General features: G+C 71.8%; 12 protein-coding genes. 5 read left to right on the top strand and 7 right to left on the bottom strand.

Annotated features, from left to right (window positions below; all coding sequences use genetic code 11):
* The first annotated feature begins 23 nt into the window (after positions 1-23).
* On the top strand, positions 24-863 hold the full coding sequence (gene fdhD / locus ACFYYH_RS00975) for a formate dehydrogenase accessory sulfurtransferase FdhD (protein ID WP_388544117.1): 840 nt from the start codon (positions 24-26) through the stop codon (positions 861-863).
* A 614-nt stretch (positions 864-1,477) separates the two neighbouring features.
* Here the strand turns inward: fdhD and ACFYYH_RS00970 are convergent.
* Positions 1,478-2,614, bottom strand: a complete 1,137-nt coding sequence (locus tag ACFYYH_RS00970; protein WP_388544114.1) for a bile acid:sodium symporter family protein — start codon at positions 2,612-2,614, stop codon at positions 1,478-1,480.
* 126 nt (positions 2,615-2,740) lie between these two features.
* Here ACFYYH_RS00970 and ACFYYH_RS00965 point away from each other — a divergent pair, with 126 nt between their 5' ends.
* The 3 genes from ACFYYH_RS00965 (at position 2,741) to ACFYYH_RS00955 (ending at position 6,681) form a co-directional block, all read left to right on the top strand.
* On the top strand, positions 2,741-3,625 hold the full coding sequence (locus ACFYYH_RS00965) for a LysR family transcriptional regulator (RefSeq protein WP_388544111.1): 885 nt from the start codon (positions 2,741-2,743) through the stop codon (positions 3,623-3,625).
* Positions 3,626-3,974: 349 nt separating this feature from the next.
* Positions 3,975-5,774: an AMP-dependent synthetase/ligase gene (locus tag ACFYYH_RS00960; RefSeq protein ID WP_388545255.1), complete on the top strand. Its 1,800-nt coding sequence runs from the start codon at positions 3,975-3,977 to the stop codon at positions 5,772-5,774.
* A 76-nt stretch (positions 5,775-5,850) separates the two neighbouring features.
* Positions 5,851-6,681: an aldo/keto reductase gene (locus ACFYYH_RS00955; protein WP_388544108.1), complete on the top strand. Its 831-nt coding sequence runs from the start codon at positions 5,851-5,853 to the stop codon at positions 6,679-6,681.
* Positions 6,682-6,790: 109 nt separating this feature from the next.
* Here the strand turns inward: ACFYYH_RS00955 and ACFYYH_RS00950 are convergent, their stop codons facing one another.
* Positions 6,791-7,759 (bottom strand): AraC family transcriptional regulator, encoded by a 969-nt coding sequence (locus tag ACFYYH_RS00950; RefSeq protein WP_388544105.1) that lies wholly within the window; start codon positions 7,757-7,759, stop codon positions 6,791-6,793.
* 47 nt (positions 7,760-7,806) lie between these two features.
* A complete protein-coding gene (locus tag ACFYYH_RS00945) occupies positions 7,807-8,112 on the bottom strand; it encodes a 4a-hydroxytetrahydrobiopterin dehydratase (protein WP_388544102.1) in 306 nt (101 codons plus the stop codon).
* Between the two features lie 180 nt (positions 8,113-8,292).
* On the opposite strand from ACFYYH_RS00945, the gene ACFYYH_RS00940 reads away from it, so the two are divergent.
* Positions 8,293-8,565, top strand: coding sequence for a hypothetical protein (locus tag ACFYYH_RS00940; protein WP_388544099.1), 273 nt, complete (start codon positions 8,293-8,295; stop codon positions 8,563-8,565).
* A gap of 137 nt (positions 8,566-8,702) precedes the next feature.
* Here ACFYYH_RS00940 and ACFYYH_RS00935 read toward each other — a convergent pair whose 3' ends face one another.
* The 4 genes from ACFYYH_RS00935 to ACFYYH_RS00920 form a co-directional block, all read right to left on the bottom strand.
* Positions 8,703-11,750 (bottom strand): alpha-mannosidase, encoded by a 3,048-nt coding sequence (locus ACFYYH_RS00935; protein WP_388544097.1) that lies wholly within the window; start codon positions 11,748-11,750, stop codon positions 8,703-8,705.
* A 121-nt stretch (positions 11,751-11,871) separates the two neighbouring features.
* Positions 11,872-13,191, bottom strand: a complete 1,320-nt coding sequence (locus ACFYYH_RS00930; protein ID WP_388544094.1) for a glycosyl hydrolase — start codon at positions 13,189-13,191, stop codon at positions 11,872-11,874.
* A gap of 114 nt (positions 13,192-13,305) precedes the next feature.
* The gene (locus tag ACFYYH_RS00925) at positions 13,306-14,127 is read right to left on the bottom strand and encodes a carbohydrate ABC transporter permease (protein WP_388545253.1); all 822 of its coding nucleotides are present in this window, start codon (positions 14,125-14,127) and stop codon (positions 13,306-13,308) included.
* Positions 14,128-14,294: 167 nt separating this feature from the next.
* On the bottom strand, positions 14,295-15,275 hold the full coding sequence (locus ACFYYH_RS00920) for a carbohydrate ABC transporter permease (protein ID WP_388544090.1): 981 nt from the start codon (positions 15,273-15,275) through the stop codon (positions 14,295-14,297).
* Between the last annotated feature and the right edge of the window lie 9 nt (positions 15,276-15,284).

The following is a 15,284-nucleotide window of genomic DNA, read 5'->3' as shown; positions in this document are numbered from 1 at the left end:
CCTGACGAGTAGGACGGATCACCATGGGACGGGTCACCGAGCGCCGTCGCACCATCCGTATCCGGGACGGAGCCGTCTCGGCACGCCCCGACACCCTGGTGGCCGAAGAGCCACTGGAAATCCGGCTGAACGGCAAGCCACTGGCCATCACGATGCGCACCCCGGGCGACGACTTCGCGCTCGCGGCGGGCTTCCTGGTGAGCGAGGGTGTGCTCGCGAGGGGCGCGGACGTGCGCTCCATCGTGTACTGCGCCGGAGCCAAGGACGACGGTTCCAACACCTACAACGTGGTCGATGTCCAACTCGCCCCCGGTGTGCCGGTCCCGGACATCACACTGGAGCGCAACGTCTACACGACCTCGTCGTGCGGACTGTGCGGCAAGGCGAGCCTGGACGCGGTACGGACCACGGCCCGGTTCCCGATCGAGGACGCTCCCCGGCTCCAGGTGGAGCCCGCCCTCCTCAGCGGTCTGCCCGACCGGCTGCGGGCGGCACAGCAGGTCTTCGACCGGACCGGGGGTCTGCACGCGGCGGCCCTGTTCTCCGAGACCGGCGAGATGCTGGACATCCGGGAGGACGTGGGCCGGCACAACGCGGTCGACAAGCTGGTCGGCCGGGCACTGCGGCAGGATCTGCTGCCGCTGTCCCGGGCGATCCTGCTGGTGTCCGGCCGTGCCTCCTTCGAGCTGGCGCAGAAAGCCGTGATGGCGGGTATTCCGGTGCTGGCGGCGGTCTCCGCGCCGTCGTCCCTCGCCGTCGATCTCGCGGCCGAGACCGGGCTGACCCTGGTCGGCTTTCTGCGCGGCTCGTCCATGAACGTGTACGCGGGCGATGAGCGAATCGCCTTGCACACCGGGGTGTGACTCTCCCCGCTGCACGGGACAAGGACCTGGCCGGCGGGGAGCGCCCCCTGCGCCGGCCGGGTCCGTTCCGGCAGTAGTTTTTTGAGGGCTCGGTTCGCCTCCGGGGCGCCTCATGTCGATGCCGACAGTCGACCGTGCTCGGTCCGCTCGTACCTCACGAACCTCCGCGCGCTCTCCTTTTCGGCACCGACGCGCCCCTTCGGCTCACTCGCCGGCGGCCGACAGCAGCCAGAACGTCAACGCACCCCGGGCGGCCGAGGTGACCCGGCACCCGAACGGGGCCCACCGGCGGGAGGCCACCACGGCCGGCGTAAGCCCACCCACCCGCAGTGGGCGACGGGCGGGAGGGGGTCGGGGTCGTAGGAGGTGCGTGTCCGGACACTAAAGCGTGATTTGTGCCGCACACGGGCCCGCACCCGACAACCGGCCCGCACGCGGCGTAAATCATGCCGTCCGGACATGTACCTCCGGAGGCCCCGGCACCCGGCACCACCCACCCACCGCACCTCCCGCCGGGAGGCGACCCGCACCGCACCCGCACCCACCACGGCCCCCCGCCGGGAGGCGCACCGCACCACCCACCCACCGCACCCCCCGCCGGACGGCGCACCGCGTCAGCGGCGTTCCCTCCCGGCCACCGAGACGGTCCGCGGCGCGACACCGGTCGGCGCGGAAGCCTCCACGCCCGCGCCCGCAGGCAGGGCCGCCGAGACCGTGCCACCGGGGGCGGCCACACCCACCGGGCCGTCGTACCGCGCGGCGCGGCGCTTCGCGATGACCGCGCACACCATGAGCTGCATCTGGTGGAAGAGCATCAGGGGCAGCACGGCGAGGCTCGCCCCGGGCCCGAACAGCACGCTCGCCATGGGCAGTCCCGCGGCCAGGCTCTTCTTCGAGCCCGCGAACTGGATCGCGATACGGTCCGCCCTCGCGAAGCCGAGCCGCTTGGCGCCGTACCAGCTCAGCGTCAGCATCGCCGCGAGGAGCACCGCCTCGACGGCCAGCAGCGCCGCCAGCGCGGCCGGCGTCACCCGGTGCCAGACACCGGCGACCATGCCCTGGCCGAACGCGGTGTAGACGACCAGCAGGATGGACCCGCGGTCGACGAGCCCCAGCAGCTTCCTGTGCCGGGTCAGGAGAGCGCCGACCCAGCGGCGCAGTGCCTGGCCCGCCAGGAAGGGCAGCAGGAGCTGCACCACGATCCCCGTCAGCGAGCCCGCGGAGAACCCGGCCGCGCCGCCGCCGATGAGCAGTGCCGCCAGCAGCGGTGTGAGGACGAGGCCCGCGAGGCTGGAGAACGATCCGGCGCAGATCGCCGCGGGCACATTGCCGCGCGCCAGGGAGGTGAAGGCGATGGACGACTGGATCGTCGACGGGACCAGACAGAGGAAGAGCAGCCCGTGGTAGAGCTGCGGGGTCAGAACGGCCGGGACGAGTCCCCCCATGGCCAGTCCCAGCAGCGGGAAGACCACGAAGGTGCAGGCGAGGACGGTCGCGTGGAGCCGCCAGTGCCGTAGCCCGTCGACCACCTCACGGGTGGAGAGCCGCGCCCCGTACAGGAAGAAGAGCAGTGCCACCGCGCCGGTCGACGCACCGTCCGCGACCTCGGCGGCCGGGCCGGAGGCCGGCAGCAGGGCCGCGAGCACGACGGTCGCGAGGAGCGACAGGACGAACGGATCGGCGGGCAGCCAGGACGGTATGCGCGGGCGTGGGAACGGCGGGTGCGGGCGCGGGGTACGGCGGCGGTTCATGTGCTCCACTACAGGCGGTCGGTACGCGTCGTGCCTCCCCATGATCCGCCAGGCGCCCATGATCGGGAATCCCGTATACCACTCTGACTGTGATCGGTTTTCGCGATAACCCCATAACCTGGCCGTATGTACGACCCCGGGCAGCTCCGTACCTTTCTCGCCGTCGCCCAGACCCTCAGCTTCACCCGGGCGGCCCGTCGGCTGGGGCTGCGCCAGTCGACGGTGAGCCAGCACATCCGGCGTCTTGAGGACGCCACGGGACGGCCGCTGTTCACCCGCGACACCCACCGGGTGGAGCTGACGGAGGACGGCGAGGCCATGCTCGGTTTCGCCGGGACGATCCTCAGCGCCCATGAGCGCGCGGCGGCCTTCTTCACCGGGACCCGGCTGCGCGGCCGGCTGCGCTTCGGGGTCTCGGAGGACTTCGTCCTGACCCGGCTCCCGGAGATCCTGGAGTCCTTCCGGCGCGACCATCCCGAGGTGGATCTGGAGCTGACGGTCGGGCTGTCCGGCACCCTGCACGCCCAGCTCGCGGCCGGCCGGCTCGATCTCGTACTGGCCAAACGGCGCCCCGGCGACCCCCATGGCGAACCGGTCTGGCAGTCCACCCTCGACTGGATCGGGGCGCCCCGGCTGCGGCTCGACCCGGACCGCCCGCTCCCGCTGATCCTCTTCCCGCCGCCGGGCATCACCCGCGCCCGTGCGCTGGAGGTGCTGGAGGCACACGGCAGGAGCTGGCGCGTCGCGTGTACGAGCGCCAGTCTGAGCGGGCTGATCGCGGCGGCCCGCGCGGGGCTCGGCGTCATGGCCCACACCCGCGGGCTGGTCCCGCCGGGCCTGGCCCCCGTACCGGCCGGGGCGGATCTGCCCGAGCTGGGCGAGGTGCACTTCGTCCTGCTGCACGGAAGGGGCCGCGGGCACGCGGCGGCCCTGGCGGCGGCGGACGCCCTGGCCGCGGCGATCCTGGCGGCCGGTGACCGGCTGCACCGCCTGTCCTCGGCTGACGGCTGACGGCTGACGGCTGACGGCTGACGGGCAGCGTACGGCGCGTCCGGCCACGCATGGCACACGCGTCCCCTACCGCACAGAGGTACAGACCAAGGCCCCTGGCGGTAGAGCGCACGTGTCAGTGGCGTACGGATTCGGTGGAGAATCCCGGCCCGCGCGTATCCACTCCGAGGCCGGATGACAGCCCCCGTCCGGTCGATCCGGGCGGGATCCGGGCGCTGACCTGGAGCGATACGGTCCCGCTGCGGTTCCGCACGGGCTCTCCCCGCCCGTTTCGCGGTGGGGTACCGTCACCGGCGCTGCGCGAAGCGCCACAAGGAGCAAGTCATTGCGCGAGTTCACCGTCCCCCCTCTGCCGGCCGCCCCCCACGTCGGTGGGCTCGCGGACGCCGTCTTCGAGCACGCGCTCGACGATCCCGGTCATGTCGCGCTCGGCCGCAAGGACGCGGAGGGCCGCTGGCGGGACATGACCTCCGCCGCGTTCCGTGACGAGGTGCTCGGTCTGGCCAAAGGGCTGCTCGCGCACGGGGTGCGGTTCGGGGACCGGGTCGCGATCATGTCCCGTACCCGCTACGAGTGGACGCTCTTCGACTTCGCGCTCTGGGCCGTCGGCGCCCAGTCCGTCCCCGTCTATCCCACCTCCTCCGCCGAGCAGGTCCACTGGATGCTCCATGACGCCGAGGTCTCGGCCTGTCTGGTGGAGCACGAGGACCACGCCATGACCGTCGGTTCGGTGATCGACCGGCTGCCCCGGCTGAAACGGCTCTGGCAGCTCGACGCCGACGCGGTGGCGGAGCTGTGCGCGGCCGGCGCCGGTATCGACGACGAGATGGTGCACCGGCAGCGCAGGGCGGTGACCCCCGACACCGTGGCCACGGTGATCTACACCTCCGGCACCACCGGCCGTCCCAAGGGCTGTGTGATCACCCACGCCAACTTCATGTGCGAGGCCGACACCGTCCTGACCCGCTGGGAGCCGGTCTTCCACACCAGATCGGGCGACGAGGCGTCGACACTGCTCTTCCTGCCGCTCTCGCACGTCTTCGGGCGGATGATCGAGATCGCGGCGATCCGCGGCGGGGTGAAGCTGGGCCATCAGCCCGCGCTCCAGGCGAGCGCGCTGCTGCCCGATCTGGCCGCGTTCCGGCCGTCCTTCATCCTGGCCGTGCCCTATGTCTTCGAGAAGGTCTACCACGCGGCGCGGCGCACGGCGCAGACCGAGGGCAGGACGGGCCCCTTCGACAAGGCCGTGGAGGTCGCGGTCCGTTACGCGGAGGCGCTGGAACAGCGGGCCTTCGGCACCGGCCCCGGGCCCTCCGCCGCCCTGCGCGTCCAGCACCAGTTCTTCGACAGGGCCGTCTACGGCAAGGTGCGCGCGGCGATGGGCGGCCGTGTACGGCACGCCATGTCCGGCGGTTCCGCGATGGACCGGCGGCTCGGGCTCTTCTTCGCGGGCGCGGGCATCACCGTCTACGAGGGGTACGGCCTCACGGAGTCCAGCGCGGCGGCCACGGCCAATCCGCCCGAGCGCACCCGTTACGGCACGGTGGGGCAGCCGGTCCCGGGCACCTCCGTCCGTATCGCGCGGGACGGCGAGGTGTGGCTGCGCGGCGGCCAGATCTTCTCCGGCTATCTCAACGACCGGGAGGCCACCGACGCCGCACTGCGGGACGGCTGGCTGGCCACCGGTGATCTGGGCTCGCTCGACGAGGACGGCTATCTCACCATCACCGGGCGGAAGAAGGAGATCCTGGTGACCTCGGGCGGCAAGAGCGTGTCGCCGGGGGCTCTGGAGGAGCGGGTACGGGCGCATCCCCTGGTGGCCCAGTGCCTCGTGGTCGGCAACGACCGTCCGTATGTCGCCGCGCTGGTCACCGTGGACCGGGAGGCCGTGGACCACTGGCTGTCCCTCCGGGGCAAAGCGCCGCTGACCCCCTCCGCGCTGGTCCGGGACCCCGAGCTGGAGACGGAGGTCAGACGCGCGGTGGTGGCCGCGAACACGGCGGTGTCCCAGGCCGAGTCGATCCGTACGTTCCGGATCCTGGCGCATCCGTTCAGCGAGGAGCACGGGCTGCTCACGCCCTCGCTGAAGCTCAAACGCAAGGCGATCGAGGCCGCGTACGCCGCCGAGGTGGACGCGCTCTACCGCTGACACCGGGAATCCGCCCGACCCCGTGATCGTTGCAACGGGGAGAAGCAACCGACCACCACGTTAGGATCGACCGCTCGTGAGCAAGGTCCCCACCCTCACCCTCAACAACGGCATCGAGATGCCCCAGCTCGGCTTCGGGGTCTGGCAGGTACCGGACGCCGAGGCGGTGAAGGCTGTCGCCGTCGCCCTGGAGTCCGGCTACCGGAGCATCGACACGGCCGCCGCCTACGGCAACGAAGAGGGCACGGGCCAGGCCATCGCCGCCTCCGGGATCGCCCGGGAGGAACTCTTCGTCACCACCAAGCTGAGGAACGGCGACCAGGGGTACGACTCGACCCTGCGCGCCTTCGACGCCTCGCTGGAGAAGCTCGGCCTGGACTACGTCGACCTCTATCTCATCCACTGGCCGCGGCCGGGGGCCGACGCCTATGTCGACACGTACAGGGCGTTCGAGAAGATCCACGCGGACGGGCGCGCCCGGTCCATCGGTGTCTCGAACTTCCTTCCCGCACACCTGGAGCGGCTGATCGGCGAGACCTCCGTGGTCCCCGCCGTCAATCAGATCGAGCTGCACCCCCAGCTCCCCCAGGCCGAGTCCCGCGCCTTCCACACCGAGCACTCCATCACCACCGAGGCCTGGTCGCCGCTGGGCCAGGGCAAGGGGCTGCTGGAGGTCCCGACGGTGGTGGCGGTCGCGCGCAAGCACGACAGGACCCCGGCGCAGGTGGTGCTGCGCTGGCACCTCCAGCTCGGGCATGTGGTCATCCCCAAGTCCGTGACCCCGTCCCGGATCCAGGAGAACATCGACGTCTTCGGCTTCGAGCTGGACGCGGACGACCTCGCGGCGTTCGCCGCGCTGGACGAGGGCAGGCGTCTGGGCCCGGACCCGGCCACGTTCAACGCCTGACGGTCTGACGCGGGTCACGTCCCGCGTACGGAGACACCTCCACGGCGCCGCCCGCCCGCTCGGGCCGGCGGCGCCCCCCGCTGTACGGCGTCACCCTCGCTGCACGGCGTCACCCTCGCTGCGCACCGGCGGCGGCGGCGCCCGGGGCGCCCGCGCGGTACTCCTGGGGGCTGACGCCGCGTACCCGCTTGAAGGCGGCGCTCAGCGCGAACGAGCCGCTGTAGCCGACCTTCCTGGCCACCGACTCGACCGTCGCGTCCGTCCCTCGCAGCAGATCGGCGGCGAGGGCGAGCCGCCAGCCGGTGAGATACGCCATCGGGGGCTCCCCGACGAGTTCGGTGAACCGGCGCGCGAGTCCGGCCCGGGAGACACCCACCGCGGCGGCGAGAGTGGCGACGGTCCAGGGGCGGGCCGGTTCGTTCTGGAGCAGGCGCAGGGCGTTGCCGACCGCCGGGTCGGCCATGGCGCGGTACCAGCCGGGAGCCTCCGCGTCGGGGCGCGAGAACCACGCCCGGAGCACGGCTATCAGCATCAGGTCCAGCACCCGGTCGAGCACCACTCCCTGGCCGGGTTCGTCGCGGGAGATCTCGTCGTCGAGGACCGGCATCAGGGGACCGTTCCACGCGTCGGTGGAGAGGTGGAGCAGCGAGGGCAGGGCGTCGAGCAGCCGTCTGCTGACCTCGCCGTCCATCTGGTACGTACCGATCAGCACGGTGGTGCCGCCGTCGGGGGCGTTCCCCCAGGTCCGCACGCCGAGGTGCATCGACTGGGCGAGCGGCTCGCCCTCCAGCGTGTGGCAGACGCCCCCGGGACCGATCAGGGCGCGGGGCGCGGTCCCCGGGCTGTCCGCGGTGATGTACGGCTCGGGGCCGCGGGCGACCGCGACATCCCCCGGGCGCAGCAGCACCGGCTCCCCGCCGCCGTCGGGGACGATCCACGCCTCGCCGCGGGTGACGCACATCAGACAGAGCGGGGCGTGGTCCTCGATCCGGACGGACCACGGCGGCTCCATCACCATGCGCAGCAGAAAAGCCCCCCGGGCCCGCGGTCCGTCGAGGAGTCCGGCGAGTACGTCCATGGTCACCAGCGTAAATGCACCGGAGGGGCGGTCTGTCGCCGCACCGATCAGTTCGCGCCGTGTGCCGGGGCAATCTCCTCGACGCGCCGTGCGAGGGCGAAGTCCTTCGCGGTGACCGCGCCGCCCGCGTCATGGGTGTGCACGGCGAGCACGACGCTGTGGTAACCCAGGGTCAGATCGGAGTGATGGTTCAACTCCTCCTGGATCCCCGCGATATGGACGACCAGGGCGGCCGCCGCGAAATGGCTGTCGAGGCGGAAGGTGCGGGTGAGCCGGCGGTCCGTCAGGGACCAGCCGGGGAGATCGCGCAGCCGTGCCTCGGTCTCCTGCTGTGAGAGCGGTCGGGTGGCCATGGGCGGGGGCTCCTTACGGGACGGGCGGCGACGCGCCGACGATACGTCGTGTGCCGCGCCTGCCCCGGTCGCCGTGCCGTACCGCGCGGGGCCGCGCTGCGACCCCCCGCCGCGGCCGCCGATTGTCAGACCCATGGACAAGACTTGATGGTCCGACAGATCCATGGGGAGGAAGCCGGTATGACCACCACCACGTCCAGCGCGTCCGGCGCGGCGAGCGAGTGCACCGCGGCCCAGGCCTATCTGCGGCTCATGGCGGCCGTCCGGGCGGTCCTGGACGATCCCTCGCGGGCCTCGCCGGCGGCCGCCCCGCTGCTGGCGGCTCCCCTCGCCGAGGCGGACGAGGCGCTGAGCGCGGCCGGCCTGGCGGGGAACGAACGGGACTTCCTGCATCTCGTCGCCGCCCAGGCCCTGGGCCCGGCCCCCGACGCCCGCGAGCCAGAGGCCCGATGAGCGGCCCCGGCGGCCCGGGGCCGCGGGAGGCGGGACCGCTCGGGGGCCCGGGGGCGCGTTGGGGCGGGCGCCGTGTGGTCGTGGCGCCCGCCCCCGTGTTCGCCCGGTCCGCTCGGCCGACGCGGGTCAGTCGCGGGTCAGCCGCGGGTCAGTCGCAGGGTGACCAGTTCGAACGGGCGGAGCGACAGCCGTACGGCGCCGTCCGTCAGCTCGGGCCGCTCCCCGTGCTCCGGCCTTCCGGCGTCCGGCAACGGGCGTTCCAGCAGATCGGTCACGTCGAGCCCGGTGGCCTCGAAGCCCAGCCCGACGCGCGCCCTGGCCCGGCCGCCGGTCGACTCGTAGAGCCGTACGACCAGATCGCCGCTCCCGTCGTCCGCCAGCTTCACCGCGCTCACGACGACGGCGTCGTTGTCGACGGTCACCAGCGGTGCCACCTCGGTGTCCCCGGCGACCCTGCGCTCCGGCAGATTGATCCGGTAGCCCTCGCGGACCGCGTCGCCGATGGACGCGCCGGGGGCCAGGGCGTGCCGGAAGCGGTGCACGCCCTGGTCGGTCTCCGGGTCGGGGAAGCGCGGCGCGCGCAGCAACGAGACGCGCACCGTGGTGGTCGTACCGGCGTCCGACGCGCGGACCGTACGGGTCACGTCGTGTCCGTACGTCGAGTCGTTCACGAGCGCGACGCCCCAGCCCGGCTCCTCCAGATGGACGAAGCGGTGGTTGCAGGCCTCGAACTTGGCCGCCTCCCAGCTCGTGTTGGTGTGGGTGGCCCGGTAGACATGGCCGAACTGGGTCTCCGAGGCGTACCGCTCGGCGTGCACATCCAGCGGGAACGCGGCCTTCAGGAACTTCTCGGTCTCGTGCCAGTCGACCTCGGTCTCGATGTCCAGCCGCTTGACCCCCGGCGCGAGGGTCAGAAGCTGGGTGACCTTCGAGGTGCCGAAGGTGCGCACGAGACGCACGGTGGCGGCCCCGGTGCCCTCGACCGGCGTGAGTTCGTCGAGGTCGGTGAGATCGGTGACGGTGTTCCGGTAGAACGCGTCCACGTCCCAGGCGTCCCACTGGTTCGGGAAGTCGGGGTGTATCTGGAGGAGGTTGGCCGCCTCACCGGGGGCGACGGCCTCCCGCTCCGCGCTGATGTCGTACACCGACACCACCAGTCCGCGGCTGTCCAGCTCGACCTCCAGCAGGCCGTTGCTGAGGACATGGCCGCCGCCCTCGCGCGGCAGCACCTCGGCGCCGCCGCCACCGGTAGCCGGTCCCGCCGCGCCCGCCGCGACTCCGCCGCGCGCGTGCGGCGCGGAGTTGAAGAGCAGGGCCGTGGGGCTCCCGGGGTCACCCGCCAGGGCGCGCTGCGCCGAGTCGATGATCCCGTTCAGCTCCTCGGCGACGTGCGCGTAGGTGCGCGCGGCCTCGCGGTGCACCCAGGCGATGGACGAGCCGGGCAGGATGTCGTGGAACTGGTGCAGCAGCACCGTCTTCCAGATCCGGTCGAGCCGCTCGTACGGGTACGCGGCACCGGTCCTGACCGCCGCCGTGGCGGCCCACAGCTCGGCCTCGCGCAGCAGGTGCTCGCTGCGCCGGTTGCCCTGCTTGGTCCTGGCCTGGCTGGTGAGGGTGGCGCGGTGGAGCTCCAGATACAGCTCACCGACCCAGACCGGCGGACTGGGGTGCTCCGCCTCGGCCTTGGCGAAGAAGGCGCCGGGGGTCTCCCACTCGACCGTCGCGGAGCCTTCGAGGCTGCGCAGACGGGTGGCCTTGGCGATCATCTCGCGGGTGGTGCCGCCGCCTCCGTCGCCCCAGCCGGTCGGCGCGAGGGAGTGCCTGGCGACCCCCTTCTCCTTGAAGTTCCGGGCGGCATGGGCGATCTGCTCGCCCGTCATCGAGCAGTTGTAGGTGTCGACGGGCGGGAAGTGGGTGAAGATCCGGGTCCCGTCGATGCCCTCCCAGTGGAAGGTGTGGTGCGGGAATTTGTTGATCTTGCTCCAGGAGATCTTCTGGGTCAGCAGCCACTTGGACCCGGCGGCCTTGATGATCTGCGGCAGTCCCGCGGCGAAGCCGAAGGTGTCGGGCAGCCACGCCTCGTCGTTCTCGATGCCGAACTCGTCGAGGAAGAAGCGCTTTCCATGGACGAACTGCCTGGCCATCGCCTCGGAGCCGGGCATATTGGTGTCGGACTCCACCCACATGCCGCCGGCCGGTACGAACCGGCCCTCCGCCACGGCCTTCTTGACCTTGGCGTAGACCTCGGGGCGGTGCTCCTTGATCCAGGCGAACTGCTGCGCCTGCGACATCGCGAAGACGAACTCGGGCTCGTCCTCCAGCAGGGCGGTCATATTGGCCGTCGTGCGGGCGACCTTGCGGACCGTCTCGCGCAGCGGCCAGAGCCAGGCCGAGTCGATGTGCGCGTGGCCGACCGCGCTGATGCGGTGCGCCGTCGACGGCGCGGGGGTGGCCAGCACCCCGGCGAGCCGCTCGCGGGCGGCGGCCGCGGTGCCGTTGACGTCCTGGAGATCGACCGCGTCGAGCGCGCGGCTCATGGCGCGCAGGATCTCCCAGCGGCGGGCGCCGTCCACGGGCAGCTCGGTCATCAGCTCCCCGAGCACCTCCAGGTCCTGGACGAGCTGCCACACGGTCTCGTCGAAGACGGCGAGATCCATCCGGGCGAGGGTGTACTGCGGTTCGGTGCCCGCGGTCTCCTTGTCGCCGAGCGTGGTCGGCAGGAAGGGGTGGTAGTCGAGGATCACGGGGTTGGACGCGGCCTCGATGTGCAGCAGCACCTCCTCGCCGCCCGCCACGGGCGCACCGATCCGCACCCACTGGTTGCGGGGGTTGAGGCCCTTCACCGGGGAGCCGTCGGGCCGGTAGACGAGGCCCTCGCACTGGAATCCCGGCATGTTCTCGTCGAACCCGAGGTCGAGCAGCGCCTCCACGGTGCGGCCGGCCCAGTGCTCGGGGACGGTTCCGGAGACCCGGAACCAGCTCGTGCCCCAGGGGGCGCCCCAGCGGTCGCCGACCGCGATCGGTTCGGTGAGGCCCGCGAGGCCCTCCTCGACGGGTACGGGTTCCCCCGGCGCGGTCCAGACGGCGATGTCGAGCGGTACGGATTCGGGGTATACGGCGGGCCGGATGCGCTCGTCGAGGACCCGCTTGAGGCGGCCTTCGACCAGGCTGCGGTCGTCGTGCATGTGAGAACGCTCCTGATGTGCGTGAGAGTGCGGTGGGTGCGGGGCCGGCGGTGACGGGGGACGGGGACAGGGTCGTGGGCTACGGGCTACGGGCTACGGGCTGCGCGAGGGTGTCCCGGGGTCATGCCACCTGGTCCGGGTGGACGACCTCGGTGATACCTCGCACCGCCAGATGCTCCTTGTCCTCGGCCCGGCCCGCAAGAACCACGGTGGGACGGACCCCGTCCGCGGTGAGCCGGGCGAAGGCCTCGAAGAACGCTCCGCCGGGGCCGCAGGCGGCACGGGCGGGCGCGCTCCAGCCGTCCCCGGTGCCCTCCCCCGTACCGTCCTGTCCCGTACCGTCCTGTCCCGTACCGTCCTGTCCCGTACCGTCCCCGGCCACGACCAGCGCGGTGGTGCGGACCGCGGGCGCGTACGGCCTGCCGCGCCACTCCTCGACGATCCGCGCGAGGGCCTGTCCGGCCGGCTTGACCCGCCGGTCGTTGGTGAGCAGACCGAGGCCGTACTCCAGCTCGGGGAAGTCGGCGAGCGAGCGCGACACGTCGTGCGAGCACCACCAGGTGATGCCCCAGACATCGGCGCAGTCCAGCGCGTTGGCCACGGTCGCCTCGGTGAACGCGGCGGCGTGCTCGGCCGGGATCACCGGCGCGGGGGCGCCGACCTCCTGGAGCCAGACCGGCCGGTGGGGTTCGAGCGCCCAGGCCTTGGACAGTTCGATCAGATACGCGGCGTGGTGCTCGGTGGCGGTGCCGGTACGGCCGTACCGCTGGGCGGTGCCGTTGAACACCCAGGAGTGCACGGCGGTGACGGCGCCGATCCTGGCGGCGTGCGCCGGGGTGAAGGCGTGCCCGTCCTGGTACCAGGCGGCGTCGTACTCGGCGTGCAGATGGAGCTTGCCGGGCGCCCCCTCCTCGCAGGCGTCCAGCAGCCGGCGGAGCCAGCCGGCCGCCTGTTCCGGGGTGAGGGGGTCGGGATCGGGGTGCGGCGGCCCGGAGAACTGGTTGATCTCGTTGCCGATCGTCATCCCGATGAAGTTGGGGCGGTCGGCGAGCGCGGCGGCGAGCGTGCGCAGGTACTCGGCCTGTCCGGCGACGACATCGTTGTCGGTGAAGATGTTCCTGCGGTGCCAGGTCCGCGTCCAGGCGGGCAGGAAGTCGAAGCTCGACAGATGGCCCTGGAGTCCGTCGACATTGACGTCCAGTCCTCGTTCGGCCGCCGCGTCGACAAGCTGGACGAGCTGCTCGACGGCGCGGGGCCTGATCAGCGTGCGGTTGGGCTGGAAGAGCGGCCAGAGCGGAAAGACCCGGATGTGGTCGAGGCCGAGTGCGGCGACGGAGTCCAGATCCGCGCGCACGGCGTCGGGATCGAAGTCCAGCCAGTGGTGGAACCAGCCCTGGCTGGGTGTGTAGTTGACGCCGAAGCGCGGCGCGGAAGTGCTCATACTGGCAACGTTGTCCTGGTTCTGTGGTGCGGATGTCCGCCGGTCCCCCGGCCGGGGCCGTGGCGGTGTCGGCCGTCGCGGTGTCGGCCGTCGCGGTGTCGGCCGTCGCGGTCGTCAGCCCTTGACGGCGCCCTCGCCGACGCCCCGGAAGAAGTAGCGCTGGAGACAGGCGAAGAGCGTGATGAGCGGGAGGACGGCGATGACCGTGCCCGCCGCGACCAGCCGCTCGTCGTTCGCGAACGTGCCGTGCAGATAGTTCAGTCCGATGGTCAGGGTGAAGTTCTCCGGGTCGCTGAGCACGATCAGCGGCCAGAGGAAGTCGTCCCAGGCGCCCATGAAGGCGAAGATCGCCACCACGGCGAGCGTGCCCTTGACCGAGGGAAGCGCGATCCGGAGGAACCGCTGCCAGACATTGGCTCCGTCGACATAGGCCGCCTCCTCCACCTCCTGCGGGAGATTGAGAAAGGCGTTGCGCATCAGCAGCACGTTGAGCGCGCCGATGGATCCGGGCAGCACGACCCCGAGCAGGGTGTTGTTGAGACCGAGTTCCCGCATGGTGGTGAACTGGGCGATGATGATGCCCTCGACGGGGACCAGCATGGCGAGGATGAACGCCAGGGTCGCCGCCCGGCGTCCGCGGTAGCGCATCCGGGCCAGCGCGTAGCCGGCCAGCGCGGCACCGACGCAGTTGGTGACCACATTGGCCGAGGCGACCTTGAGCGAGTTGAACGCGTACTCCCAGACGGGGATGGTGTGGGCGACCCGGCTGTAGTTGTCCAGCGTCGGATCGCTCGGGAAGAACGTCGGCGGGGAGCTGAAGATGTTCTCGTGCGGGCCCTTGAGCGAGGTGGACAACTGCCACAGGAACGGCCCGACCATCAGGGCCAGTACGGCGAGCAGCAGGACATAGCGCAGCACGAGCTGCCAGGGCGCGATACGCCGCCCGTCGGCGTCGGTGAAGCGGCCGGGGGGCCTGTTCGGCCGCGCGGCCGCGGCCGGGCGGGTGCCGGTGGCCGTGCGGGTGTCCGTGTCCGTCGTCGTGCTCGTGTTCGTGGTCGTGTTCGTGGTCGTGGTCGTGGTCGTGGTCGTGTTCGTCGGGAAGCTCACGCGTCCTCCTTGCGGTCGGCGCGCAGCACCAGCAGCATCAGGGCCACCGTGACGGCGAAGACCACCACGGAGATGGCGGAGGCGTAGCCGACCCGGCCGGTCAGTCCGGTTCCGACGCGCTGGACGAGCATCACCAGGGTGGTGTCCTCGCCCGCGGGGCCGCCGCTGGGTCCCGCCATCAGATAGACCTCGGAGAACACCTTGAAGGCCGCGACCGAGGAGAGCGCCCCGACGAGGACCATGGTGGAACGGACGGCGGGGACGGTCACGGTGACGAAGCGGCGTACGGCTCCCGCCCCGTCCACGGCGGCGGCCTCGTGCAGCTCGCGCGGTACGTTGGCCAGCGCGGCCAGATAGATGATCATGTAGTAGCCGAGGCCCTTCCAGACCGTGACGGCCATCGCGCTGAACAGCAGCAGCCACTGATCGCTGAGAAAGCCGATCGTGCCGATTCCCACGGCCTCCAGTACGGAGTTGACCAGCCCCCGGTCGTCCAGCATCCACACCCAGATCAGCCCGACCACGACGATCGAGGCGACGACGGGGGTGTAGAAGGCGGAGCGGAAGAAGGTGATGCCGGGGATGTGCCGCTGGACGAGCAGGGCCAGCAGCAGCGGCAGGACGACCAGGGCGGGCACGACGCCGACGACGTACAGCGTGCTGTTGCGCAGACCGATCCAGAACATCTCGTCGTGGACCAGCTCACGGAAGTTGGCGAGTCCCACATAACGGCCGGGGATCAGGGTCCGCCGGTCGGTGAAGGAGTTCACCAGGGTGCTGAGGAACGGATAGAGGCTGAACGCGCCGACGATCAGCAGCCCCGGCGCGGCGAACAGCCACGGAATGAAGGGGAGTTGACGGCGGACGGCGCGGCCCGGCCCGCGGTGGGGCCCACGGCCGGAGCCGGGGCTCCGGGGTGCGGGCCCCGCCGCGGCGGAGTCCGGGGCATACGCCCCGGGGGCGGTGGTGCTCTTCATGGTGCTCGA

Source organism: Streptomyces sp. NPDC002018 (assembly GCF_042890865.1).
Lineage (GTDB): Bacteria > Actinomycetota > Actinomycetes > Streptomycetales > Streptomycetaceae > Streptomyces.
This window is presented reverse-complemented; position numbering and strand designations above follow the sequence as displayed.

Coding starts and splice junctions, on each gene's coding strand:
- ACFYYH_RS00970 (WP_388544114.1), bottom strand. CDS start 2,614: ATGAACCGCCGCCGTACCCCGCGCCCGCACCCGCCGTTCCCACGCCCG.
- ACFYYH_RS00945 (WP_388544102.1), bottom strand. CDS start 8,112: ATGGCCACCCGACCGCTCTCACAGCAGGAGACCGAGGCACGGCTGCGC.
- ACFYYH_RS00935 (WP_388544097.1), bottom strand. CDS start 11,750: ATGCACGACGACCGCAGCCTGGTCGAAGGCCGCCTCAAGCGGGTCCTC.
- fdhD (WP_388544117.1), top strand. CDS start 24: ATGGGACGGGTCACCGAGCGCCGTCGCACCATCCGTATCCGGGACGGA.
- ACFYYH_RS00930 (WP_388544094.1), bottom strand. CDS start 13,191: ATGAGCACTTCCGCGCCGCGCTTCGGCGTCAACTACACACCCAGCCAG.
- ACFYYH_RS00920 (WP_388544090.1), bottom strand. CDS start 15,275: ATGAAGAGCACCACCGCCCCCGGGGCGTATGCCCCGGACTCCGCCGCG.
- ACFYYH_RS00965 (WP_388544111.1), top strand. CDS start 2,741: ATGTACGACCCCGGGCAGCTCCGTACCTTTCTCGCCGTCGCCCAGACC.
- ACFYYH_RS00940 (WP_388544099.1), top strand. CDS start 8,293: ATGACCACCACCACGTCCAGCGCGTCCGGCGCGGCGAGCGAGTGCACC.
- ACFYYH_RS00950 (WP_388544105.1), bottom strand. CDS start 7,759: ATGGACGTACTCGCCGGACTCCTCGACGGACCGCGGGCCCGGGGGGCT.